Here is a 24,261-nt window from a genome sequence, read left to right as displayed (position 1 = left end):
CGGTCCCTACAGCCCCAGCTCGAACCAGACGATCTTGCCCTTGGGGGTGCGCCGGCTGCCCCAGCGCTCCGCGAGCAGGCTGACCAGCTGCAGGCCGCGCCCGCCCTCGTCGGTCTCGTGGGCGCGCCGCTGCCGGGGCTGGGCGTAGCCGTCGTCCCAGACCTCGCACACCATGGTCCGGTCGCGCAGCAGCCGCAGCCGGATCTCGCCCCGGCCGTGCCGCAGCGCGTTGGTGACCAGTTCGCTGACCAGCAGCTCGGTGGTGTCGACCAGGTCGTCCAGACCGCGGGCGAGCAGCCAGCTGCAGGCGGCCTCGCGGGCCTTGGCCACCGAGGTGGGCTCGGGCGGCAGGAACCACTGGCCGACGGCGTCCGCCGGGAAGGCGTGCACCCGGGCCATCAGCAGGGCGATGTCGTCCTCGCCGTGGTGCGGGTTGAGCTCGCCGAGGACGTGGTCGCAGAGGTCCTCCAGGCCCTTGCCCTCGGCGGAGAGCGCGGTGCGGAACGCCTTCAGGCCCTCGTCCAGCTGGTGCTTGCGGCTCTCCACCAGGCCGTCGGTGTAGAGGCCGAGCACGGCGCCGTCCGGCAGGGTCAGCTCGACCTCCTCGAAGGGCTCGCCGCCGACGCCGAGCGGCAGGCCCGGCGGCACGTCCAGCATCCGGGCGCTCTCGCCGGGGCTGAGCAGCACCGGCGGGAGGTGGCCGGCGTTGGCGAAGACGCAGCGCCGGGTGACGGCGTCGAAGACCGCGTAGACGCAGGTCGCCAGGTAGACCTCGCGGGCCTCCTCGTCGGCGGTGGAGGTGAGCCGTCCGTACGGGGTGGAACGGGCGGCCGGCGCGGTGTCGTCGCCGAGGCCGCGGGCGATCTCGTCGAGGGCGGTGAGCACCTCGGCCGGGTCGAGGTCGAGCATGGCGAGGGTGCGGACGGCGGTGCGCAGCTGGCCCATGGCGACGGCGGCGCGCAGGCCGCGGCCCATCACGTCGCCGATGACCAGGGCGGTGCGGTTGCCGGGCAGCGGGATGACGTCGAACCAGTCGCCGCCGACCTCGGTGTTGTTGTTGCTGGGCAGGTAGCGGCAGGCGATCTCCAGGCCGCTGGCGGCCGGGTTGCCCGGGGGCAGCAGGCTGCGCTGGAGGATCAGCGCGCGCTCGTGCTCGCGGCGGTAGAGCCGGGCGTTGTCGATGCAGACGGCGGCGCGGGCGACGAGCTCCTCGGCGATGGCGACGTCACGGGCGTCGAAGGGTTCGCTGCCGATCGCCCGGGAGAGCTGGACCAGGCCGAGCACCTGGTCGCGGGCGACCAGCGGGACGATCAGGGTGGAGCGCAGCAGCGGGTCGGGGCCGGGCTCGGGGACGACGCTGCGGCCGGTGCGCAGGGCCCGGGCGTGCGGGGAGCGGCGGGGGTAGCAGAGGGTGCCGCCGGCCTCGGCGATGGGCAGGCCGGTGACCGAGCCGAGCACCGAGGAGGCGCCGCCGACCACGCTGGAGACGGCGACCCGGCGGAGTTCGCCGCTGCCGTCGGTGAGCACGGTGTCGCCGAGCCGGCCCGCGCTGGGCACGGTCTCGCCGGAGAGCAGCGCGGTGTACAGGTCGACGGTGGCGAGGTCGCAGAACGGCGGGACGACGACGTCCAGCAGCTCCTTGGCGGTGGTCTCCAGGTCGAGGGTGGAGCCGATGTGGGCGCTGGCCTCGTTGAGCAGCGCGAGGTTGCGGCGGACGCCGTCGGCCTCGCGCTCGGCGACGTGCCGGCTGGTGACGTCGGAGACCTGGCCGGCGACCCCCATCGGCTGGCCGGCGGCGCCGTTGAGGCGGTAGAGCGAGACGGCCCAGAGCCGGTTGCCCTCGCGGGTCGGGACGGCGGCGTGGAAGCGCAGGTCGAAGACGGGCTCGCCGCTGGCGAGGACCTTGCGCAGGGCGGCGGTGAGGCGGTCGGCCTCGGCACCGGGGAAGATGTCGTGCGGGGTGAGGCCCTCCAGGTCGGTGGGCGCCAGGCCCATTCCGGAGGCGAAGGCGTCGTTGACCCGCTGGAGGCGGAGCCGGTCGTCGAAGAGCACGAAGCCGGTCGGAGTCTGGCCGAAAACCGCCTCCGACGCGGCCAGATCGGTCTCGATCCGGCGGAGCCGGCCGAGGTCGACCGCGAGACAGGTGGCGCCGGCGGTGGGCAGCGCGCTGTCCGGCATCAGGTAGAGCTCGGCGAGTCCCTCGCCGCCGTCGGCGTGCCGGTACGGGGCGGTGCCGACCCATTCCTCGCCGGCGAGGGTGCGCTCCAGCCTGGTCCGGCCGCGCTGCCAGAGCTCGCGCGGCACGAAGGTGGTCACCGGGTCGGCGCCGACCGCCTCGACGGCGGTGACGCCGAAGAACTCGGCGGCCCGTTCGCTCCACTGGCTGATCCGGCCGTCGGGGCCGATGGCGAAGGTGGCGACCCGGATGTAGTCGTAGATCGAGCCCGGATCCCCGGCGCCCCAGCGCTGCCCCTCGGCGGCCGGCCGGGCGGCACGGACGGGGGCGGGCGACTGGTGGGCGGGGGCCGGCACGTGTTGGGCGCCGGCCTGCCCGGGTACAGCGGCATGACCGCTGCTGCTCGGCGCATTGCGCGCCGGGGTGCTGTTCAACGGACCGACCCCTCCAAACCCGCGACCGTCCGGATGTCGAGAAGACCGAGTATTCATCATCGAGGGGTACGTTCACACGCCCTCAACATCACAACATCAGATCGGGCGAAGGTTTTTGTCCTACCGCCCGCGCAACCACAATGCCACGCTCGCGCCCCCTACCGGGGCGCGCGCTCCCCCGAGGCCCTCCGGTGGCATATGCAGGGAGTTCTACTCGGCGCCCGGAGTGCCCGGCAGCGCCTGCTCGAACCAGACCACCTTGCCCATCCCCTCGGCCCTGGCACCCCAGTGCAGGGCCAGCCGGGCGACGAGCTCCAGCCCGCGCCCGCCCTCGTCCGCCTCGGCCGCGTGCCGCTCCCGGGGCGGGTCCGGCAGCGGGTCGGAGATCTCCACCAGGAGCGTCTCGCCGAGCGTCAGCCGCACCCCGATCGGCGCGCTCGCGTACCGGACGGCGTTCGTGACCAGCTCGCTGACCAGCAGCTCGGCGGTGTCGGTGAGCTGCTCGACGCCCCACTCGGCCAGCGTCGCGCGGACCAGCCGGCGGGCCCGGGAGACGGCGGTCGGCTCGGCGGGCAGGGTCCAGCCCGCCGTCGGGGTGCCGGCCTGCCCGTGGCCGAGCCGGGCCAGCAGCAGCGCCACGTCGTCCGGCTCCCGGCCCTGCTCCATGGTGCCCAGCACCGCCTCGCAGGCCGCCTGGATCGACGCGTACGGCTCCTGGAGCACGGTGACCAGCCGGCCGAGGCCCACGTCCAGGTCCTTGTCCCGGGACTCCACCAGGCCGTCGGTGCACAGCGCCAGCAGGCTGCCCTCGGGGATCTTCAGCTCGACCGCCTCGAACGGGACCCCGCCCACGCCGAGCGGGGCACCCGAGGGCAGCTCCAGGATCCGGCCGACGCCCCCGAGCAGCGGGCCGCCGGTCCGGGTCGGCCCGTCCGACTCCTCCCCCGGCACCACCAGCACCGGCGGGATGTGGCCGGCCTTGGCGACGGTCAGGGTCGCGGTGGCCGGGTCGAACACCGCGTACACGCAGGTCGCGAGCAGGGCCTCGTCCGGCCCCTGGGCGAGGTCGTCGGCCAGCTCGTGGACGTGCCGCAGCAGCACGTCCGGCGGCAGGTCCAGGGCGGCCAGCACCCGGACGGCGGTGCGCAGCCGGCCCATGGTCGCGGCGGCCCGCAGGCCGTGCCCCATCACGTCGCCGACCACCAGCGCGGTGCGGTCCCCGGGCAGCGGGATGACGTCGAACCAGTCGCCGCCGACCTCGGTGCCGCTGCTGCCGGGCACGTACCGGTAGGCGACCTCGACGCCGGTGGGCTGCGGCACCTGCTGCGGCAGCAGGGTGCGCTGGAGGGTGAGGGCGGCGGTGCGCTCCCGGGCGTAGAGCCGGGCGTTGTCCAGCGAGGAGCCCGCCCGGTCGGCCAGCTCGACGGTGAACGCCAGGTCGTCCCGGTCGAAGCCCTCGCGGTAGCCGGCCCGGCTGACCAGCAGCAGTCCGATCACGATGCCCCGGGCCCGCAGCGGCACCACCAGCATCGAGTGCACGCCCAGGTCGTACGCCGCCTGCATCTTCGGGTCGCCGGCGTAGGTGATGTCGCTCAGCTGGTCGGCGCCCGAGAGCAGCTCGGGGACGCCGGTGCGCAGCACCCGGCCGCAGGCGGAGTCCTCGGCGAAGGTGATACGGGCGCCGCGCCGCAGCATCACCTCGACCTCGGGGCCGTCCTGCACGGAGGCCGTGCCGAGCTGGAGCAGCGAGGTGCGGCGGTCGTGTCCGTGCCGGGGCAGGTCGTCACCGTGCGCGACGGCCTGGAGCAGGATCACGGCCGCGTGGTCGGTCAGCCTGGGGACCACCGCACTGGCCAGCTCCTGCGCGATCCGGGAGGCGTCCAGCAGGTCACCGACCCGGGAGCCGAACTCGTTGAGCAGCGACAGCCGGCGGCGGGCGTGCTCGACCTTGGCCACCGCCCGATAACGCTCGGTCACGTCCATCACGGTGCCGGAGATGCCGAGGACCCGTCCGGAGCGGTCGGTCATCCGGCTGTAGGAGATCGAGCGGTACCCGGAGCGGGCGGTGACCGGCGAGGCCAGCGTGACGTCGATGACCGGCTCGCCGGTGGCCAGCACCTGGCGCTGGATCGCGGTGATCTCGTCGGCGGCGCGCTCGGGCAGGGTCTCGCCGGTGGTGCGGCCGACGTGGTCCTCCGGGGTGGCGCCGTTCATCTCGGCGAGGGTCCGGTTGACGGCCGTGTAGCGCAGTTCGGTGTCGAGGATCGCGATGCCGAGCGGGGACTGCTCGAAGAGCGCGTCCCGTACCGCGAGGTCGCGCTCGACCGCCCGGACGGCCGCCGCCTCGGAGAGGTTGACCTGGAGGAACGGGTTGCCGTCGCCGTCGACGAGGAGCGAGATCCGGGCGTCCACCAGCACCGGGACGCCGTCCCGGTCGCGCAGCTCGGCCGGGCCGGACCAGCGGCCGTTGCGCAGCGTGTCCTGGATCGCGGCCCGGATCCGGAGCACCTGGTCCTCGTCCGGGATCAGCTCGTCGATCCGGCGGCCGACCAGCAGCTCGTTGGGCCAACCGAGCAGTTCCTCGGCGGCCGGGCTCCAGAGCGCCACCCGGCCGGCCGTGTCGAGGATCGCGATGGCCACCTTGACCACGTCGAAGAGGCTGCCGCCGGCCGTCCTGCCGGGGCCGGGGGCGGAACCGGGTCCGGCCCGGCCCGGGGTCTCCGGGAGGGCGCGCGGCCCCCCGGGGAACGGCCGGCCCGGGCGGCCCCGGGCTCCGGCCGGAGCGGCCGCGTCGGGCGCCGCCGAGGACTGCGCGGGCCGGGCCCCGGGCGGGAGCGCACCCCCGGTGTCGGCCCGGGTGGCCGCCGCCGCGCGGTTCGCGCCGCGGCGCAGCCGGGCGCGGGCGGCGGCGCTCCCCCCGGTGCCCGCCCGGCGTGCTCCCCCACCGCCGTTCCCGCTCTTCGACACCGACGCGGCCTCCGGCTCTGCTCGGGATCGGCGGCGCCGGCTGGGGCGGCTCACCGATGGTGACGAATAGTGCCGAAAAGTGACATACCCAGCAGGACCAAGGCTATCCCGCCCGCCGCGTCGGCCTTTCCGATTGCCGGGGCACCGCGCCACGCGTCGCGCCGCGCGGCGGGGTGCGGGACGGGGTGCGGGACGGGGTTCGGGGGCGGGACGGGGGGCCGGGCTCAGGAGGCGGCGAGGAGGCGGGCGACCTCGGGCAGCACCTCGCGGTCGTGGTCCAGCCAGTCCACCTCGGCCAGCTCGGCGGCGCCGAGCCAGCGCAGCTCGTCGTGCTCCTGGAGCGGGAGCGGGTCGCCGGAGAGCAGTTCGGCCGCCCAGAGCCGCAGCTCGAGACCGGGCCGCACCAGCCAGGCGCCGGGCAGCCGGGTGAGCGCCCGGGCCCGGACGCCCAGCTCCTCCATCAGCTCGCGCTCCAGCGCCTCGGTCTCGGTCTCACCGGGTTCGGCCTTGCCACCCGGGAACTCCCAGCGCCCCGCCACCTCGGCGGGCGTGCTGCGCCGCGCGGCGAGCACCCGCCCCCGGTGGATCAGCGCGCCGCCGACGACGATCCGGTTCTCCCCCGCGGGGTCCATGGCCTTGTCCATGGGCCCCGACCCTACGGCGTGCGGTTCAGCTGTACGGCCCCCGCGCCCGGGAGTCCCCGGCGGGCTCGGCCTCGACCCAGTACAGCTGCTTGTGGCCGCGCGCCTCGAACTCGGCGGCGAGCTGTTCGGCCGCCTCCCGCCCGATCCCCCCGACGACCCGGAAGCGCTGACCGTTGTCGTCCTGCCGCATCACCCGAAAGGTGTCCATGCGCCCAGGCTAGGACGCGCGCGTGCCGATGTGGAGCGGCCCCGCCCCGGCCCGCGTGGGGGTCGGGTCGGGGCGGGGCTGCACGGGACACTACGCGCCGTTCACTACCGGCCGGTACGGGGGCTGTTAACAACCGGTTAGGCGGGGATCGACGCGACGGCCGCGACCGGGGCCCGGGCTCAGACCCGGATGTCCGCGGCCCGCTCGCCGGTCGAGAGCCCCAGCGCACGCCGGATGTCCACGGCCAGCTTGCCGCTCTTGACGGAGAACGCGTCCGCCTTGCCCACCTCGCGCTCCAGCTCGGCGGGGTCCGCGGCCCTGGCCGCGGCGTCCCAGGCGTTGGCGGCGTCCAGCGTGACCGCACCCAGCTCGATCAGCTTGCTCCGGGCGCCCTCCGGCCAGTCGATCCCGTTGACCGACAGCTCGGCGACCTCCTTGCGGCAGGCCGCGGCCATCGCCTTCGCCCACTGGTGGTAGGCGGCGGGCGCGTCGACGACGTCCTCCTCCGGCTCGGCGTACAGCGCCTTGTTGTAGCCGAGCACCGCGTCCAGGTAGGTGCGCTGGGCCTGGGTGAGCTTGGTCCGGTCGGTGCGGACGCTGCCGGTGTGCGCCTGCTGCTTGTCCTGGAAGGTGCAGGTCACCCGGCGGTCACCGGTCATCCAGGCCCTGGTTCCGGGGTAGTAGTAGTAATCGTCCATGCCGTCGGGGACGAGCCAGGAGTCGAAGGCGTAGTCGTCGCGCACCGGGCCGCAGAGCTTCTCGGCGTTCCGGCCCATCTCGGCCCCGCTGGGGTACTGGTCGTCCCGGCCGGACGGAAGGACGACGGTGCCGGCGACCTCGGCGTGGTGCGGCGCGGTGCAGGGCACCACCCGGACCCAGTAGACGCTGGTGGACCCGGGGTCCCCGCTGAGCGGCGGCTGGTCGAAGCAGTCGCCGACCCGCAGGTCGTTGACGGCCACCGAGCCCTTCGGCCCGTGCCGGGAGTCGGCGTACCGCTCCTCGTCGAAGCCGATCGCGGCCAGCCCGATGAACGCGATCAGGGAGACGATCAGCGACAGGACGCCGACGACCAGGCCGGAGACCGCCAGGCCGCGGCCCTTCTCGTTGCGCCGGGATATCTGGACCAGCGCGACCACCGCGAAGACGAGCGCCAGCGGCCACAGGCAGAACAGGGCGGTGACCAGCGAGGCGATCGCGAAGCCGTTGGTGCGGGTGGGGGCGGCCGGGTAGGGGAAGCCGGGCTGGAAGCCGCTCTGGGAGGCGGGGGTGACGGCGGCCCAGCCGGTCGGCTGCGGCGCGGCCGGGGCGCCGGCGGGCGGCGGCGCGTCGGCGGGGGCCGCCCAGAGGTCGGCGGCGGACGGCGGCACCGGACCGGCGGCGGGGGCGTCGGCCGGAGCGGGCGCGACGGGCTCGGCGGGCGCGACGGGCGGAGCCGCCGGGGCGGGGGCCGTCCACGGGGCGGCCGCGGGCTCCGGCGTAGCCGCAGTCTCGGCTGTGACCGCCGACTCGGCTGCGGCCGCGGGGGCCGGCTCGGGCGTGGGCCCGGAGGCCGGTCCCGACTCGGGCGTGGGCGCCGGGACGACGGCAGCGTCGGACTCGGGCTTGGACACGTGCTAACTCCCCCGGCCCGCGGGCGGCGGGCGGCAACTCGGCAGGACGACCCGAGGTGCCCGCGGACGGAGCCCGGTGGCCCGTCGGGTACGGGAACAGGCGCGCGACTCTACCGGATCCGGCCGAACACCCTCCCGCGTTTTCCCGCACCACGAACGACCCCCGCGCCGCACCGCCCGCGCCCGGCCCGGACCCGGCGTCAGCGCCGGGCCAGCACCTCCCCGTGCAGCATCGCGAACCACCCGTCCCCGGCCGCCGCCCAAGCCAGCCACCCGGCCGCGATCCGGGCCAGTTCGGCCTCGTCCGCGAACCCTTCGGCCACCGCCGCCCGGGCGATGCCGGAGTCCGTGATCCGCTCCGCCCACAGCCCGCCCCACCACTCGCGCTGCTCGGGCGTCGCGTACGTCCAAGTGCTCGACGTGGCGGTGACCTCGGTGAACCCGGCCGCCCTGGCCCAGGACAGCAGCCGCCGTCCGGCGTCCGGCTCGCCGCCGTTGTGCCGGGCGACCCGCTCGTACAGCTCCAGCCAGCGGTCCAGCTCCGGCACCTCCGGGTACCAGGTCATGCTGGCGTAGTCGACGTCCCGGACGGCCACCGCACCTCCCTCGGCGGTGACCCGGCGCAGCTCCCGCAGCGCCCCCACCGGGTCGGCCACGTGCTGCAGCACCTGATGGGCGTGCACCACGTCGAACTCCCCGTCCGCGTACGACAGCCGGTGCACATCGGCGACCTCGAACACGACGTTGGTCAGCCCGCGCCCGGCGACGTACCGGGCGGCCTCCTCCAATACCTCGGCCGAGGCGTCCGCGGCCACCACCCGGCCGGTCGGGCCGACCAGTTCGGCCAGGTCGGCGGTGATGGTGCCCGGTCCGCAGCCGATGTCCAGCACGGCCTGCCCGGGCCGCAGGTGGTCGCGCAGATAGGCGGCGGAGTTCTCGACCGTCCGGGAGCGGTGCGAGCGCAGCACCGGCTCCTGGTGGCCATGGGTGTAGACGGCGTTCTTCGGTGCGGTCATGGTGATCTCCCCCTCGGGACCGGCGGTTCCTCGACGCCTCCGACGCTACTCCTCGTCCCGCATTTCAAGAAGATTCGTCTCACATCGCGGTCGATCCACCGACTGCGGGACGCCCCGGCCCGTACCGTGGACGGCACACCCGACCGCCCCACCGTGAAGGGCTCGCCACCATGCCCGGCCCCCGCCCCTTCGTCCTGCTGAGCGCCGCCATGTCCCTGGACGGCTTCCTCGACGACGCCTCGCCCGAGCGGCTGCTGCTCTCCGGACCGGCCGACTTCGACCGGGTGGACGCCGAGCGGGCCGCCGCCGACGCGGTCCTGGTCGGCGGCAACACCCTGCGCGCGGACAACCCGCGACTGCTGGTCAACGACCCCGGACGGCGGGCCGCCCGGACGGCGGCCGGGCGGCCCGCGTACCCGCTGAAGGTGACCCTCAGCGCGAGCGGCCGGCTGGACCGCTCGCTGCGGTTCTGGCACACCGGCGGCGAGCGGCTCGCCTACTCCACGGACGCCGGCGCCGCCGTGCTGCGCCCCGAGCTGGCCGGACTGGCCGAGGTGGTCGCACTCGGCCCGGCCGTGGACCTGGGCGCGGTGCTGGACGACCTAGGCGCGCGCGGGGTGCGGCGGCTGATGGTCGAGGGTGGCAGCGGGGTGCACACCCAGTTCCTGGCCCAGGGGCTGGCGGACGAGCTCCAACTGGTGGTGGCGCCGCTGCTGGTCGGGCAGCCGGGCGCGCCGCGCTTCGTCGGCCCGGCGGACTTCCCCGGCGGCCCGGACCGGCGGATGCGGCTGCTGGAGGCCCGTACGGTGGGCGATGTCGTCCTGCTCAGGTACGCCCCGAAGGAGCCCGCCCAGTGACCGAGCCGCACCCCTCGACCGAGCCCGGCGCCGCGTCCGAGCCGCACCCCGTGACCGAGCCCGCGTCCGGGGCCGATCTCGCGTTCCTGCGCCGGGCGGTGGAGCTGTCCCGCCGCTGCCCGCCCTCGCGGACGGCGTTCTCGGTCGGCGCGGTGGTGGTCGCCGCCGACGGCACGGTGCTGGCCGAGGGCTTCAGCCGCGAGGTGGACGGCCACGACCACGCCGAGGAGGCGGCCCTCGCCAAGCTCCCGACCGGCGACCCCCGGCTGCGCGGCGCGACCGTCTACAGCTCGCTGGAGCCCTGCGGACAGCGGGCCTCCCGCCCGGTGCCGTGCGCCGAACTGCTGCTCGCGGCCGGCGTCCCCCGGGTGGTGGTGGCCTGGCGCGAGCCGTCCACCTTCGTCGCCGAGACCCGGGGCGCCGGACTGCTGGAGGCGGCCGGCGTCGAGGTGGTCGAGCTGCCGGAGCTGGCGGAGGAGGCCCGCGCGGTCAACGCGCACCTGCTGGACTGAGACCCGGAGGCGGCATCCGGGAGGATCTTTTGTATCCTTATTAAACAATCGGCTCGCATTTCGCGCGCCCCCGCACCCCCGGACGGAGCCGCCCCGTGCCCACGACCTTCACCCCCCGCGCCCTGCTGCTGGACATGGACGGCACCCTGGTCGACTCGGACGCCGTGGTCGAACGCTGCTGGAGCCGCTGGGCCCGGGAGCACGGCCTCGACCCGGTCGAGGTGCTGCACACGGCCCACGGCCGCCAGGGCCACGCCACCATGGCCGTCCTGCTGCCCGACCGCCCGACGGAGCTCAACCTCGCGGACAACGAGCGGATGCTCGCCGCCGAGCGGGCCGACACCGAGGGCGTCGTGCCGGTCCCCGGCGCCCCCGCCTTCCTCGCCGCCCTGGCCGGCCTGCCGCACGCCCTGGTGACCTCCGCCGACGCCCCGCTCGCCCGGGTCCGGATGGCCGCCGCCGGCCTCGCGCTGCCGCAGGTCCTGATCACCGCCGAGTCCGTGGGCGCCAGCAAGCCCGACCCCGAGGGCTTCCTCAAGGGCGCCGCCGCGCTCGGCTTCGCCCCCGGCGACTGCCTGGCCTTCGAGGACTCCGGGGCCGGCATCGCCGCCGCCCGCGCCGCCGGCGTCCCGGTCGTCGGCATCGGCCCCCGCGCGGTCGGCCACCACCCCACGGCGCACGCCGCCACCCTGGAGTCCGTCACCGTCACCGCGGGCCCGGACGGCGCCCTCACCGTCACCGTCGCCTGACCGCACACGGCGGAAAGCACGGCGGACCGAGCACGGCGGGGCCGGTGCCACCCGGCACCGGCCCCGCCCCCGTCGCCGTCCGCGTCTCAGCGGCGGGCGCGGTCCGCCAGCCAGCCCGCCATCGCCCGCACCCCGACACCGATCGCCCGCTCGTCCGGCTCGAAGGTCTCGTAGTGCGGGTAGCTCGTCTCGATCCCGGCCCCCGGGGTGCGCACCCCGAGGAAGGTGTACGTGCCCGGGACCCGCTCCAGGAACAGCGCGTAGTCCTCCCCGTTGTACGGGAACGCGGTGCGGTTCACCGTGACCGCGCCGGCGCCGAACTCGCACCGCAGCCGCCGGGCCAGCGCGTTCGCCGCGTCCGCCGGGCAGAGCAGCGCCGGGAACGGGTCCCGCGGGTAGCCGACCACCGCACCGGGGTACGTCTGCGCCAGCCGGCGGATCTCCTCCCGCACCTCGGCGTCCCGCTCCGGCGGCCAGCACCGGAACTTCGCCTCGACGACCGGCCGCCCCTCGGCGTCCGGGGCCGGCGCCACCCGCGCGCCGGTCACCAGGAACCGGGCCAGCGGTCCGTCCGGCGTCTGCACGTCCCGGACCATGGCCTCCAGGGCCGCCGGATCCCGCGGCAGCGGCACCGTGCCGAGCGCGGTGATCGCGCCCACCAGCCGGGCCGCCGACGCGGCCGCGTCCGGCCCGCCGAACGCGATGTTCACCCAGTCCTGGCCCGGCAGCCCGCTGCCCGGCGTCACGGCGAACCCGCCGACCGGGTAGGGGCCGGTGTGCAGGGCGTGGATCTCCTCGACCCCGGTCCGCTCCAGCCACCCCTCCGCAATCATCGCCCGGGCGCCCACCAGGCCCTCCTCCCCCGGCTGGAAGAAGAAGACCACCGTGCCGCTCAACCGCTGCCGCAGCCGGGCCAGCGTCAGCGCCACACCCACCCCGACCGCGGTGTGGATGTCGTGCCCGCAGGCGTGCGCCGCCGGCCGCCCCGCCTTCGGCGGCATGATCCCGTCGCCCGGCACCGCGTCCATGTCCGCCCGGTAGGCCACCGTCCGGCCCGGCCGCGCACCGCGCAGCACCGCGACCACGCCGTTCCCGGGCACCGCCGTGCCGTCCGGCAGCGTGGTCCCGCCGACCCCGGCGGTCACGTCCAGCCCCGCCGCCCGCAGCCGCCGCGCGACCTCCCCGGCCGCGTAGGTCTCGTGGCCGGTGGTCTGCGGGTTCGCGTGCAGCGCCCGCCGCAGCGCGACCAGCTCGCCGTCCAGCCGCGCCGCCACGGCGTCCACCGCCGCCTGGTCGACCGGGTTCCGCCGCCCCGCCGACTCCGCCGAGGCCCCCGCCCCGGACGCCATCACCACGACCCCGGCCCCGGCCACCCCACCGAGCACCGCCCGCCGACTCGGCCTGTTGCCCGCCACGTTCTCCATCAGTCCCCCACCTGGTCGATCAATGTGACAGTCAGTCAACCAGCTGCTCTCATGCACCCGTCAAGCCCCGCCAGCACCATTGACAAGCCCAGCCCCACCAGCCCCACCGAAGACACCACCGCTCGGCCCGCTGGTGCAGCGGGCCGAGCGGCATGCGGAGACGGGGCCGGATCAGTAGTGGTAACGGGCGGCCAGGACGACGATCTCCCGGTCCGTGACCAGGTAGACGAGGCGGTGCTCGTCGTCGATCCGCCGGGACCAGGCCCCGGGCAGGTGGTACTTCAGCGGCTCGGGCTTGCCGATCCCGGCGAAGGGGTCGCGCAGGACGTCCTCGATGAGCCTGTTGATCCGGGCGAGCATCTTGCGGTCGCTCTTGAGCCAGGACGTGCAGTCCTCCCAGCCGCCCTCCTCGAAGACGAGCCTCACTCGGCACCCTGCCCGGCATCGGCCGAGTCGGGGTCGATGAGCGCGCGTTCGGAAAGCCCGCTGCCGCTCAGTGCGTTCTCGTACGCCTTGAGCAGCCGACGCGCGTTCACCGGCGAGCGCAGGAGGTACGAGCCCTCGCGCAGAGCGGCGTAGTCCTCGGCGGAAAGGAGCACGGCATTCCCGTGCCTGGACACGATCTCGATGGCGTCGTGGTCCTCGTTGACCTTCTTGATCAGCGGAAAGAGATCCTTGCGGGCCTCGCTCGCGGTGATGGACACGGCACGTACCCCCTTCGGCGAGTGGTACCGGATACGGTACCACTCATAGGGAGAGCCGGACAGGTCGACGAGACGGGAAGAGGGCCGGACTCCGGGAAGTCCGACCCTCTTCGACCCACGCACCTGCCGGTCAGACGTTGAAGCGGAACTCCACGACGTCGCCGTCCTGCATGATGTATTCCTTGCCCTCGATGCGGGCCTTGCCCTTGGAGCGGGCCTCGGGGAGGGAGCCGGTCTCGACGAGGTCGGCGAAGGAGATGACCTCGGCCTTGATGAAGCCCTTCTGGAAGTCGGTGTGGATCACACCGGCCGCCTCGGGGGCGGTGGCGCCCTTCTTGATGGTCCAGGCGCGGGATTCCTTGGGGCCTGCGGTGAGGTAGGTCTGCAGGCCGAGGGTGTTGAAGCCGACCCGGGCGAGGGTGGCGAGGCCGGGCTCCTCCTGGCCCATGGACTGGAGCAGCTCCAGCGCCTCGTCGTCCTCCAGCTCGATCAGCTCGGACTCGATCTTGGCGTTGAGGAAGATCGCCTCGGCGGGGGCGACCAGCTCGCGCTGGGCCTGCTTGAAGTCCTCGTCGGCCAGCTCGGCCTCGTCCACGTTGAAGACGTAGAGGAAGGGCTTGGCGGTCAGCAGGTGCAGCTCGCGGATCGGGGCGGTGTCGAAGCCGGCCTCGAAGAGGGTCTTGCCGGTCTCCAGGACCGCCTGGGCGGCCTCGGCGGCGGCCAGGACGGGGGCGGTCTCCTTCTTGAGGCGCGCCTCCTTCTGGAGCCGGGGCAGGACCTTCTCGATGGTCTGGAGGTCGGCCAGGATCAGCTCGGTGTGGATGGTCTCGATGTCGTCCTTGGGCGACACCTTGCCGTCCACGTGCACCACGTCCGGGTCGGTGAAGGCGCGGACGACCTGGCAGATCGCGTCCGACTCGCGGATGTTGGCGAGGAACTTGTTGCCCAGGCCCTCGCCCTCGCTGGCGCCGCGGACGATGCCCGCGATGTCGACGAAGTCGACGGTCGCCGGGAGGATGCGCTGCGAGCCGAAGATCTCGGCGAGCTTGGCCAGCCGCTCGTCCGGGACGCCGACGACGCCGACGTTGGGCTCGATGGTGGCGAACGGGTAGTTGGCCGCCAGCACGTCGTTCTTGGTCAGGGCGTTGAACAGGGTCGACTTGCCGACGTTCGGCAGGCCGACGATTCCGATCGTGAGCGACATGAAGCGCAGTCCCGGGGGCTTGGAGGAGTTGGGCCGGCCCGCTCGCCGGGCCGATCCCCCAGTCTACGGGCAGCGGGTCAGGCGTCCGGCGCCGCCGGCGAGGGCTCCAGGAACTCCAGGCGGTTGCCCAGCTTGTCGCTGGAGTGGAACCTGCGGTGCCCGGGCAGGTTGTCGTCCCAGACCACCTCGTGGCCGTGCGCGGCCAGCCGCTCGGCGAGGGCGTCGAGGTCGCCGACCTGGAAGCCCGGGTGCCCCCTGCGGGACGGCCGGAACTCCGGCACCACCCCGAGGTGCACCTCCACGCCGCCGCCGCGGAACCAGCAGCCGCCGCGCGCGGCCAGCACCGGGGGCTTCGCCAGCTCCGTCATGCCGAGCACGCCGTGCCAGAAGGCGCGGCACTCGTCCTCCGCCCCGGCCGGGATGTCGAGCTGGACGTGGTGGAGCCGTTCGAAGGTGAATCGTTCGGCGGTGAATCCGCTGGTCATGCACTCCCCCGGGTGTGATCGGACGTCGGTCACACCAATACTCCGTCCGAAGACACGGAACAAGCCCCGACGGCCCATTACACAGTGTGGCGATGATCGGACCGTACGTTGGGCGGGTGGAGCAGAGCATCCGTACCCAGCCGCCAGGGCCCAGACGCCGACCGCCGAACGGCGCGGCCGGGGCCGCCGTCCCCGGGCCGGGCCGCGCCCCCGGAACCACGGGCGGACCGGCCGTCCGGCCCACCGGGAAGGCCCCCGCCAAGGGCTCCGGCAAGGGCTCCGGCAAGTCGGGCGGCAAGACCACCGGACGGACGGCGGGGCGGGGCCCCGACGCCGGTTCCCGACTACGCCCCGTGTCCGGCCCGCCGGTGCTGCGGGCCCGGGTCGCGGGGCGGCTGTACGGGCGGCGGCGCAGCGGCCGGCCGACCCGGCTGACCGCTGTCGGCGCCGGGGTGGCCGCGCTGGCGGCGACGATCACGGTGGCCGGCCTGGACCGGCTGGTCTTCGGCGGGCTCGGGGTGCTGTTCGGCCTCGGCTATCTGCTGGTCTGCTTCCAGCTGGCGGTCCGGGTCCGGTACGCCGACCTGCTGGCCGCGCCGATCAGCGGGCCGATCGCCTTCGCGGCCGCGCTGCTGCTGTTCGGCCCGGTCACCTCCTCCGGGGTGACGGCCCAGGTGGTGGCGCTGGCGACCAACCTGGCCACCCGGGCCGGCTGGCTGTTCTCCGGCACCGGGCTGGCCGCGGCGATCGTGCTGGCCCGGTTCGTGGCCCAGCGCCGGATCCACCGCGCGCGCTGAGGGGAGGCCTCCGGGAACGGCGCCTCCCCTTTCAGCGCGGGACGGCGGGCGGAAGGGCGGCGGACGGGCTCAGCCCGAGGCCCGGGCGGCCGCCATCGCCGCGCCGACGATGCCGGCGTCGTTGCGCAGCTCCGCCGGGACGACCCGGGCGCCGCGCTCGCGCAGCAGCGGCAGGAACTTCTCGTGCTTGCGGCTCACCCCGCCGCCGATCACGATCAGCTGCGGCGAGAACAGCATCTCCACCAGGTCCAGGTACTCGTCCACCCGGCCGGCCCACTGCCCCCAGCTCAGCCCGTGCCGCTCCTTGGCGGCCGAGGAGGCCCGCCGCTCGGCGTCCTTGCCGCGCAGTTCCAGGTGGCCCAGCTCGGTGTTGGGCACCAGCGTGCCGTCCACGAACAGGGCGCTGCCGATGCCGGTGCCGAAGGTCAGCACCAGCACCACGCCCTCCTGCCCCCGGCCGGCGCCGTGCGTGGTCTCGGCGAGGCCGGCCGCGTCGGCGTCGTTGAGCACCACCGCCGGCAGGTCGAGCACCTCCCGGAACAGGCCGGCCGCGTCCAGGCCGATCCAGGCCTTGTCGACATTGGCGGCGGTCCTGGTGTGCCCGTCGACGACCACGCCGGGGAAGGTCAGGCCCACCGGCCCCTGGTGGTCGAAGTGGCGGACCACCTCGCGGACGGCGGCGACCACCGCCTCCGGCGCGGAGGGCTGCGGGGTGAGGACCTTGTGCCGTTCCTGCGCGAGCACGCCCCTGGCGAGGTCGACGGGGGCACCCTTGATGCCCGATCCGCCGATGTCCACACCGAATACCGCCGTCATCTCGACCGCCCTCCGCCCGAACGTTGTCCACAGGCTGTGCATGGCTGTGCCTGGCTGTCCACAACTTACGAGAGCCCGCCGGGCCCCGCACGGGGGAGGGCCCGGCACCCCGTCGGGGTACCGGGCCCTCCCCCGTGCTCGGGCGCCTTACAGCTTGCCCGCGGCCTCGGCGCGCAGGTCGCGGCGGAGCTCCTTGGGCAGCGAGAAGATCAGGTGCTCCTCGGCGGTCTTCACGGTGGAGACCTCGTCGTAGCCGCGCGCGGCCAGCCACTCCAGCACGCCGTCGACCAGGATCTCCGGCACCGAGGCGCCGCTGGTCAGGCCGACCGTGGTGACACCGGTCAGCCACTCCTCCTGGATCTCCTCGGCGAAGTCCACCAGGTGGGCGGCCTTGGCGCCGTACTCCAGGCCGACCTCGACCAGGCGGACGGAGTTGGAGGAGTTCTTGGAGCCGACCACGATCAGCAGGTCCGTCTCCGGGGCCATCTGCTTGACGGCCACCTGGCGGTTCTGGGTGGCGTAGCAGATGTCGTCGCTGGGCGGGCTGACCAGCAGCGGGAAGCGCTGCTTGAGCTCGCCGACGGTGGCCATGGTCTCGTCCACCGACAGGGTGGTCTGGGAGAGCCAGACGACCTTGGACTCGTCGCGGACCTGCACCTTGGCGACGTCCTCGGCGCCGTCGACCAGGTGGATCCGGTCCGGCGCCTCGCCCATGGTGCCGATGACCTCCTCGTGGCCCTCGTGGCCCACCAGCAGGATGTCGTAGCCCTCGTCGGCGAAGCGCACGGCTTCCTTGTGCACCTTGGTCACCAGCGGGCAGGTGGCGTCGACGGTGGCGAGCTTGCCGGCCCGCGCCTCGTCGTGCACCGACGGCGCGACGCCGTGGGCCGAGAAGACCACGATCGAGCCCTCGGGCACCTCCTCCGTCTCGTCGACGAAGATCGCGCCCTTCTTCTCCAGGGTCTGCACCACGTACTTGTTGTGGACGATCTGCTTGCGAACGTAGATGGGCGCCCCGTACTGCTCCAGGGCCTTCTCAACGGCGATCACGGCGCGGTCGACGCCCGCGCAGTAGCCCCGGGGGGCGGCGAGCAGGACACGGCGCTGCGCGGTGTTGGAGGACATGGCTCCATCGTACGGGCGGAGGGGAGCCGCGCCGACGGGAGTCGCGTTCCGGCCGGAACCGGTCCCGGGTGCTCAAATGTGGAAGCTATGAGCGAGCGAGCCGGGCCGGACGGGCCCGACGACGGCGGGCCCCGGGGCGGACTGCGGCGCAGCCTCGGCGTCCGCGACCTGGTGGTCTACGGACTGCTGTTCATCGCCCCGATGGCGCCGGTCGGCGTGTTCGGGGTGCTCGACGCCAAGAGCCACGGCGCGGTCGCGGCGGTCTACCTGGTGGCCACGGTGGCGATGGGCTTCACCGCGGTCTCGTACGCGCAGATGGTGCGGGCGGTGCCGCGGACCGGTTCGGTGTACGCCTACGCGCGGGCCGGGCTCGGCGAGGCGGCGGGTTTCCTGGCCGGGTGGATGGCGCTGCTGGACTACCTGCTGATCCCGGCGGTGGCGTACCTGTTCTCCGGGATCGCGCTGCACTCGCTGGTGCCGGACGTGCCGCGCTGGGTGTGGACGGCGCTCGCGGTGCTGGTGACCACCGGGCTGAACCTGGCCGGGGTGCGGACGGCGGCGGCGGTGGGCTTCGCGGTGCTGGTGGCGGAGCTCGCGGTGCTGGCGGTGTTCGTGGTCGCGGCCTCGGTGGTGCTGGTGCGGGACGGCGCGCAGCGCGGCTGGGCGACGCCGTTCACGGCGGTCGGCGGCTTCTCCGCGTCCGCCGTGCTCTCGGCGGTCTCGGTGGCGGTGCTGTCCTACCTGGGCTTCGACGCGATCGCCACCTTCGTCGAGGAGGCGGTCGGCGCCTCGGCGGCGGTGGCGCGGGCGGTGCTGTGGTGCCTGGTGGTGTCCGGTCTGCTGTTCGTGGCGCAGACGTGGCTGGCGGCGCTGCTGGAGCCGCTCTCCCCGGAGCAGCTGGCGGCGGACCCGGCGGCGCAGGGGTCGGCGTTCTACGACACGGTGGAGGACTCGGTCGGGCACTGGCTGCACGTGCTGGTCGCGGCGAGCAAGGCGGTCGGCGCGGCCTTCGCCGCCCTGGCCGGGCAGGCGGCGGCCGGGCGGCTGCTCTTCGCGATGGGCCGGGACGGGCGGCTGCCGCGCTCCCTCGGCGTGGTCGACCCGGGTTCGGCGGTGCCGCGCCGGGCGCTGCTGGTGTCGGCGGCGATCACCCTGGTGGCGGCGGTCTGGGCGGCGGACCGGGACGACGGGCTGGACCGGCTGACCTCGGTGGTGGACATCGGCGCGCTCACCGCCTTCACCCTGCTGCACGCCTCGGTGGTGGGCTGGTACGTGGTGCGGCACGGCTCGCGCGACTGGGGCCGGCACCTGGTGGTGCCGGTGCTGGGTGTGCTGGTGATCGGCGCGGTGGTGGCCGAGGCGGCCGGCTCGGCACAGGTGGTGGGGCTGGTCTGGCTGGCGGTCGGCCTGCTGGTGGTGGCCGTCCGGAGCGCTTCCGCTGTCGGCGGGCGTCGCTAGTCTCGTACGCATGGCCAACCCCAGCTCCCCCGAAGCGCCGCTCCCGGTCGGCAAGGTCTCCGCGCTGATCGGCGGCTGGATCGACCGGCTCGGCGCGATCTGGGTGGAGGGGCAGATCACCCAGCTCAGCCGGCGGCCGGGGGCGGGCGTGGTGTTCCTGACGCTGCGCGACCCGCAGGCGGACGTCTCGCTGACCGTGACGTGCTTCCGCTCCGTCTTCGACCAGGTCGCGGACGCGGTGCAGGAGGGTTCGCGGGTGATCGTGCACGCGAAGCCGGAGTGGTACGCGGCGCGCGGCCAGCTCTCGCTGCGGGCCTCGGAGATCCGGCTGGTCGGTCTGGGCGAGCTGCTGGCCCGGCTGGAGCAGCTGAAGCGGCGGCTGGCCGGCGAGGGCCTGTTCGCGGCGGACCGCAAGAAGCCGCTGCCGTTCCTGCCGCAGTGCGTCGGGCTGGTCACCGGGCGCGGCTCGGCGGCGGAGCGGGACGTCCTGGAGAACGCCCGGCGGCGCTGGCCGGCCGTCCGCTTCGAGATCCGCAACGTCCCGGTGCAGGGCGTCAGCGCGGTGGAGCGGGTGAGCGAGGCCGTCCGGGAGCTGGACGAGCACCCCGAGGTGGACGTGATCGTGGTGGCCCGGGGCGGCGGCAGCGTCGAGGACCTGCTGCCGTTCTCGGACGAGGGCCTGGTCCGGCTGGTCGCGGCCGCGCGGACGCCGGTGGTGAGCGCGATCGGCCACGAGCCGGACCAGCCGCTGCTGGACTTCGTCGCCGATCTGCGCGCCTCCACGCCCACCGATGCCGCCAAACGGGTGGTTCCGGACGTCGGGGAGGAGCTGGCCAAGGTCCGGCAGCTGCGGGACCGGGCGCGGCGGTACGTCCTGGCCCGGGTGGAGCGGGAGCGGCACGGGCTGGACGGAGTGCGCAGCCGGCCGGTGCTGGCCGCGCCGCAGCGGATGCTGGACGGGCGGGGCCAGGAGGTGGCCGGGCTGCTGGAGCGGTCCCGGCGCACCCTGCACCACCGGCTGGAGCACGCGCAGAGCGATCTCGGGCACACCCTGGCCCGGGTGGTCGCGCTCTCCCCGGCGGCCACCCTGGAGCGCGGGTACGCGGTGCTGCAGCGGCGGGACGGCACGGTGGTGACCGATCCGGCGCAGGTCGCGGCGGGCGAGGGGCTGCACGCGCGGGTGGCGGGCGGCGGCTTCGACGTCACCGCGGACGGCGGCGCGGACGGCAGTGCGGCGGTCGACGGGACGGACGGCACGGACGGCACGGACGGCACGGACGGCAGCCCGACGGACGGCGGCGCGGCGGCGGGTCGGTAGCGGCGGGCGGGCGGGGCGGGGCGAACTGTCGGTCCGGCCCCCTACGCTGGCTCCCATGGCAGACGAGGAGCAGAGCACGGCGGCCGCGGCCGTGGAGGCGCCGACCGCGGACGACGCGCTGGGGTACGAGCACGCCCGGGACGCGCTGCTGGAGGTGGTCCGGCAGCTGGAGAACGGCGGCACCTCGCTGGAGGAGTCGCTGGCGCTGTGGGAGCGCGGCGAGCAGCTGGCGAAGGTGTGCCAGCGCTGGCTGGACGGCGCGCGGGCCCGGCTGGACGCCGCGCTGGCCGCCGAGGAGGACGCTCCGCCGCGGGGGTGACACGGGTCACACGCAGCCCGGGGAACAGTTGAACGTTCACTCATGTTGGGAACGTCTGATCGGCCACGGCCGGTCACCGCGACAAAGACGCCCCCCAGTTTCTTCCTCCCCCGAGGTGCAGATCATGACCACCGACACCCTGGTTCTCGACGCCGCCGCCCAGGACCTCCTGTTCCGCGAGGCCCGCACGGCCAACACCTTCACCGACGAGCCGGTCTCCGACGAGCAGATCCAGGCCATCTACGAGCTGGTGAAGTTCGGCCCGACGGCGATGAACCAGCAGCCGCTGCGCGTCGTCCTGGTGCGCTCGGCCGAGGGCCGCGAGCGCCTGGTCAAGCACCTCGGCGAGGGCAACAAGGCCAAGACCGCCGCCGCCCCGCTGACCGCGATCCTCGCCGTGGACAACGAGTTCCACGAGGAGCTCCCGACCGTCTTCCCGCACTTCCCGGCCGCCAAGGGCTACTTCGCCGAGCGCCCGGTCCGCGAGGCCTCGGCCGCGATGAACGGCGCCCTGCAGGCCGGCTACTTCATCATCGGCGTGCGCGCCGCCGGCCTGGCCGCCGGCCCGATGACCGGCTACGACGCCGAGGGCATCAACAAGGAGTTCTTCACCGACGGCGAGCACTCGGTGCTGGCCGTGGTGAACATCGGCAAGCCGGGCGAGAACGCCTGGTACCCGCGCTCGCCGCGCCTGGCCTACGACGAGGTCGTCACCACCGTCTGAGCCACCACCGTCCGACCCGGGACCGCCCCCGAGATCCCGGGCCGGACGGCGCAAAGGGCCCCGCACGCACCGCGTGCGGGGCCCTTTCGCGTCCCTGCCGGCCGCCGCCGGAGCGGAGATCTCCGCTCCGGGGTCGGGAACCGGACTACTTCAGCGCCCGCGCCAGCTCCGCCAGCTCCTCGTAGGAGGCGGTGCCGGTCAGCACCGTGGTGGCACTGCCGGTCTGTGCCGTGATCGCCCGCGCCTTCGGGCCCTGCACCCGCTCCCAGGCCTGCCCGGCGACGTCCTCGGTGCCGTCCGGCTTGCCGTCGGCCACCGTCGCCTTGAGCACGTCGGCACGCGCGATGTCGCTCTGCTCCACGGCCGCGTACTGGCCCGAGGGGGTGACGAAGCCCAGGTGCCAGGCGTTGCCCTTGCCGTTGTTGGTCGCCGCCGCGTTGTACGTCACCGAGGTGGCCCGCCACTTCGGCGCCAGGCCCTCCGGGACGAGCAGCGGGTACGGTGCGGCGCGCTTGGCGGTGGCCGCGGCCACCCTGTAGTCGATCGGGCGCACCCCGTCGCCGTCCGCGTCGTGGGGCAGGAACAGGTACCCGACCCAGACCACGACGCCGACGGCCAGCATCGACAGGACCATGTCCCGTACGGTCTGCCGGCCCCTCATGCCCTTGCTCTCTCCAGCCACCCCCACATGGTGACTCATGCCGACGCGATCGCCCGCATCCGGGGTGGCCGCGTCGGGGCGCCGAGGGCGGGAGTCGCGCAGAAGCCGCCCCCCTCGGGCCGTGGAGGGACCCGCGCCACAGACAGTCATGTCGTGGGCAGATACGATCGCAACACCCTCACCACGGCGTTCGACCAGGCAGTAGTCGGGCGCTCACTGGCCGTCGCGTACAGAGAGGTAACGACGATGACCACGCAGTACCCGCACCATCTCCCCAGCTCCCTCGAGGTCGCACCCGAGGCTCCCGACCGGAACCTCGCGCTCGAACTCGTCCGGGTCACCGAGGCCGCGGCTCTCGCCGCCGGCCGCTGGGTCGGCCGTGGCGACAAGAACGGCGCCGACGGCGCCGCCGTCCGGGCCATGCGCACCCTCGTCTCCACCGTCTCGATGAACGGCGTCGTCGTCATCGGCGAGGGGGAGAAGGACGAAGCTCCGATGCTCTACAACGGCGAACGGGTCGGCGACGGCACCGGCGCCGAGTGCGATGTCGCGGTGGACCCCGTCGACGGCACCACCCTCACGGCCAAGGGCATGAACAACGCGGTCGCCGTCCTCGCCGTCGCCGACCGCGGCACCATGTTCGACCCGAGCGCCGTGTTCTACATGGACAAGCTGGTCACCGGGCCGGAGGCCGCCGACTTCGTCGACATCACCGCCCCGCCGGCCGTCAACATCCGCCGGGTCGCCAAGGCCAAGGGCATCGCCGTCGAGGACGTCACCGTCGTCGTCCTGGACCGCCCCCGCCACGAGGGCCTGATCCGGGACATCCGCGAGGCCGGCGCCCGGATCAAGTACATCTCCGACGGCGACGTCGCCGGCGCCATCATGGCCGCCCGCGAGGGCACCGGCGTCGACCTGCTCATGGGCATCGGCGGCACCCCCGAGGGCATCATCGCCGCCTGTGCGATGAAGTGCATGGGCGGTGTGATCCAGGGCCGGCTCTGGCCCAAGGACGACGCCGAGCGGCAGAAGGCCATCGACGCCGGGCACGACCTCGACCGGGTGCTCAGCACCGACGACCTGGTCAGCGGCGAGAACGTGTTCTTCGTCGCCACCGGGATCACCGACGGCGAGCTGCTGCGCGGTGTGCACTACCGCCAGGAGACCGCCACCACCAGCTCGCTGGTCATGCGCTCCAAGAGCGGCACCATCCGCGAGGTCCACGCCACCCACCGGCTGTCCAAGCTGCGGGCCTACAGCGCGATCGACTTCGACCGCGCCAACTGAACGACCCCGTGACCGGGCCGCCCACCGGCGGCCCGGGCCACGGCAGCGCCACGACGAACCCGCGGCCTCGGCGAAATCCCCCTTCGCCGAGGCCGCGGGCGTGTGCGTCTACGTGTGCGTGTGCGTACGTGCGTGTGTACGTGTGCGGGGCCCGCCGGGCGGGTGCCGACGCCCCCGTGACCCGGCACCGGGAGTCACCCCGCGATCCGGCCCCTCGCCCCCGGCACCCGGACCGGCTCGCACAGCTCGACGTCCCGCCGGCGGCGCCGCGCCAGCACCACCCGGCGCTCGGCCGCCGTCAGCCCGCCCCAGACCCCGTACGGCTCCGGCTGCGCCAGCGCGTGCTCCCGGCAGGCCAGCAGCACCGGGCAGCGGGCACACACCTGCTTCGCCTGCTCCTCGCGCGACAGCCGGGCCGCGGTCGGCTCCTTGGACGGCGCGAAGAACAGGCCCACCTCGTCCCGCCGGCAGGCCGCCGCGGTGTGCCACGGACTGTCCTCGCCCGCCGGCTGTGCCGGGGGCCGCTCCAGCAACTGCGCCGCGGCCACCGGCGAGGCGGCGGCGGACGGCCGTGCGACCGGCGACGGGGCGGCCGGCGACGGGACGGCGGACGAGGTGGTGCGGGACTCGATCGGATGCAGCACGGCCGTACTCCTGACGAGGCTCTCGGACACGGGGAAGCTCGCTCCCCTGCCCGGCTGCGGGGTCCCCGTTCACACCCGGGCCGGCCTCAGGCCGCCTCCGGTACGCAGCCGTACAAGAAGCG

General features: G+C 74.6%; 22 protein-coding genes and 1 pseudogene. 8 read left to right on the top strand and 15 right to left on the bottom strand.

The window, feature by feature from the left end; all coding sequences use genetic code 11:
- Positions 1-6: 6 nt before the first annotated feature.
- The 6 genes from IF01_RS0132100 to IF01_RS0132070 form a co-directional block, all read right to left on the bottom strand.
- Entirely contained in the window at positions 7-2,610 is a 2,604-nt protein-coding gene (locus IF01_RS0132100; RefSeq protein ID WP_369826146.1) for a SpoIIE family protein phosphatase, read from the bottom strand.
- Positions 2,611-2,820: 210 nt separating this feature from the next.
- The gene (locus IF01_RS0132095; RefSeq protein ID WP_051756611.1) at positions 2,821-5,577 is read right to left on the bottom strand and encodes a SpoIIE family protein phosphatase; all 2,757 of its coding nucleotides are present in this window, start codon (positions 5,575-5,577) and stop codon (positions 2,821-2,823) included.
- Between the two features lie 224 nt (positions 5,578-5,801).
- Entirely contained in the window at positions 5,802-6,221 is a 420-nt protein-coding gene (locus tag IF01_RS0132090) for a (deoxy)nucleoside triphosphate pyrophosphohydrolase (RefSeq protein WP_233290182.1), read from the bottom strand.
- Positions 6,222-6,246: 25 nt separating this feature from the next.
- Entirely contained in the window at positions 6,247-6,429 is a 183-nt protein-coding gene (locus IF01_RS0132085; protein ID WP_030397114.1) for a hypothetical protein, read from the bottom strand.
- Positions 6,430-6,608: 179 nt separating this feature from the next.
- Positions 6,609-8,039, bottom strand: a complete 1,431-nt coding sequence (locus tag IF01_RS0132080) for a DUF4190 domain-containing protein (protein WP_157855404.1) — start codon at positions 8,037-8,039, stop codon at positions 6,609-6,611.
- 200 nt (positions 8,040-8,239) lie between these two features.
- Entirely contained in the window at positions 8,240-9,055 is an 816-nt protein-coding gene (locus tag IF01_RS0132070) for a methyltransferase domain-containing protein (RefSeq protein WP_030397111.1), read from the bottom strand.
- Between the two features lie 170 nt (positions 9,056-9,225).
- Between IF01_RS0132070 and IF01_RS46120 the strand changes: the two are divergent.
- A pseudogene (locus tag IF01_RS46120) lies at positions 9,226-10,424 on the top strand (dihydrofolate reductase family protein).
- Between the two features lie 95 nt (positions 10,425-10,519).
- Positions 10,520-11,173 (top strand): HAD-IA family hydrolase, encoded by a 654-nt coding sequence (locus IF01_RS0132055; RefSeq protein WP_030397108.1) that lies wholly within the window; start codon positions 10,520-10,522, stop codon positions 11,171-11,173.
- Between the two features lie 86 nt (positions 11,174-11,259).
- On the opposite strand, the gene IF01_RS0132050 is transcribed toward IF01_RS0132055, so the two are convergent.
- The 5 genes from IF01_RS0132050 to IF01_RS0132025 all read right to left on the bottom strand — a co-directional run bounded on the left by IF01_RS0132050 (position 11,260) and on the right by IF01_RS0132025 (position 14,990).
- Entirely contained in the window at positions 11,260-12,597 is a 1,338-nt protein-coding gene (locus IF01_RS0132050) for a M20 metallopeptidase family protein (protein WP_030397107.1), read from the bottom strand.
- Positions 12,598-12,768: 171 nt separating this feature from the next.
- Positions 12,769-13,023: a Txe/YoeB family addiction module toxin gene (locus tag IF01_RS0132040; RefSeq protein ID WP_030397106.1), complete on the bottom strand. Its 255-nt coding sequence runs from the start codon at positions 13,021-13,023 to the stop codon at positions 12,769-12,771.
- Positions 13,020-13,301, bottom strand: coding sequence for a type II toxin-antitoxin system Phd/YefM family antitoxin (locus tag IF01_RS0132035; RefSeq protein WP_030397105.1), 282 nt, complete (start codon positions 13,299-13,301; stop codon positions 13,020-13,022). The genes IF01_RS0132040 and IF01_RS0132035 overlap by 4 nt, the downstream gene beginning before the upstream one ends.
- A gap of 130 nt (positions 13,302-13,431) precedes the next feature.
- The gene (gene ychF, locus IF01_RS0132030) at positions 13,432-14,505 is read right to left on the bottom strand and encodes a redox-regulated ATPase YchF (protein ID WP_030397104.1); all 1,074 of its coding nucleotides are present in this window, start codon (positions 14,503-14,505) and stop codon (positions 13,432-13,434) included.
- A 77-nt stretch (positions 14,506-14,582) separates the two neighbouring features.
- The gene (locus tag IF01_RS0132025) at positions 14,583-14,990 is read right to left on the bottom strand and encodes a VOC family protein (RefSeq protein ID WP_030397103.1); all 408 of its coding nucleotides are present in this window, start codon (positions 14,988-14,990) and stop codon (positions 14,583-14,585) included.
- A 116-nt stretch (positions 14,991-15,106) separates the two neighbouring features.
- Between IF01_RS0132025 and IF01_RS47055 the strand changes: the two genes are divergently transcribed.
- Positions 15,107-15,787, top strand: coding sequence for a DUF6542 domain-containing protein (locus IF01_RS47055; RefSeq protein WP_157855403.1), 681 nt, complete (start codon positions 15,107-15,109; stop codon positions 15,785-15,787).
- Positions 15,788-15,856: 69 nt separating this feature from the next.
- On the opposite strand, the gene ppgK is transcribed toward IF01_RS47055, so the two are convergent.
- Together ppgK and IF01_RS0132010 are read right to left on the bottom strand one after the other, a co-directional pair.
- Entirely contained in the window at positions 15,857-16,603 is a 747-nt protein-coding gene (ppgK, locus tag IF01_RS0132015; RefSeq protein ID WP_030397101.1) for a polyphosphate--glucose phosphotransferase, read from the bottom strand.
- Positions 16,604-16,750: 147 nt separating this feature from the next.
- Positions 16,751-17,728 (bottom strand): 4-hydroxy-3-methylbut-2-enyl diphosphate reductase, encoded by a 978-nt coding sequence (locus IF01_RS0132010; protein WP_030397100.1) that lies wholly within the window; start codon positions 17,726-17,728, stop codon positions 16,751-16,753.
- Positions 17,729-17,815: 87 nt separating this feature from the next.
- On the opposite strand from IF01_RS0132010, the gene IF01_RS0132005 reads away from it, so the two are divergent.
- The 4 genes from IF01_RS0132005 (at position 17,816) to IF01_RS0131990 (ending at position 21,547) form a co-directional block, all read left to right on the top strand.
- Positions 17,816-19,186: an APC family permease gene (locus IF01_RS0132005; RefSeq protein ID WP_030397099.1), complete on the top strand. Its 1,371-nt coding sequence runs from the start codon at positions 17,816-17,818 to the stop codon at positions 19,184-19,186.
- 10 nt (positions 19,187-19,196) lie between these two features.
- A complete protein-coding gene (gene xseA, locus IF01_RS0132000) occupies positions 19,197-20,504 on the top strand; it encodes an exodeoxyribonuclease VII large subunit (RefSeq protein WP_078880493.1) in 1,308 nt (435 codons plus the stop codon).
- Positions 20,505-20,559: 55 nt separating this feature from the next.
- Entirely contained in the window at positions 20,560-20,823 is a 264-nt protein-coding gene (locus IF01_RS0131995) for an exodeoxyribonuclease VII small subunit (RefSeq protein ID WP_051741232.1), read from the top strand.
- 124 nt (positions 20,824-20,947) lie between these two features.
- Positions 20,948-21,547 (top strand): malonic semialdehyde reductase, encoded by a 600-nt coding sequence (locus IF01_RS0131990; RefSeq protein WP_030397096.1) that lies wholly within the window; start codon positions 20,948-20,950, stop codon positions 21,545-21,547.
- Positions 21,548-21,692: 145 nt separating this feature from the next.
- Here the strand turns inward: IF01_RS0131990 and IF01_RS0131985 are convergent, their stop codons facing one another.
- Positions 21,693-22,229, bottom strand: a complete 537-nt coding sequence (locus IF01_RS0131985) for a DUF4245 domain-containing protein (protein WP_244215687.1) — start codon at positions 22,227-22,229, stop codon at positions 21,693-21,695.
- Between the two features lie 225 nt (positions 22,230-22,454).
- Between IF01_RS0131985 and glpX the strand changes: the two genes are divergently transcribed.
- On the top strand, positions 22,455-23,495 hold the full coding sequence (gene glpX / locus IF01_RS0131980) for a class II fructose-bisphosphatase (protein WP_030397094.1): 1,041 nt from the start codon (positions 22,455-22,457) through the stop codon (positions 23,493-23,495).
- A gap of 194 nt (positions 23,496-23,689) precedes the next feature.
- Here glpX and IF01_RS0131975 read toward each other — a convergent pair whose 3' ends face one another.
- On the bottom strand, positions 23,690-24,043 hold the full coding sequence (locus tag IF01_RS0131975) for a WhiB family transcriptional regulator (protein ID WP_030397093.1): 354 nt from the start codon (positions 24,041-24,043) through the stop codon (positions 23,690-23,692).
- Positions 24,044-24,261: the final 218 nt, after the last annotated feature.

Origin of the sequence: Kitasatospora purpeofusca (assembly GCF_000718025.1) — a bacterium.
Classification (GTDB): domain Bacteria; phylum Actinomycetota; class Actinomycetes; order Streptomycetales; family Streptomycetaceae; genus Kitasatospora; species Kitasatospora purpeofusca.
This window is presented reverse-complemented; position numbering and strand designations above follow the sequence as displayed.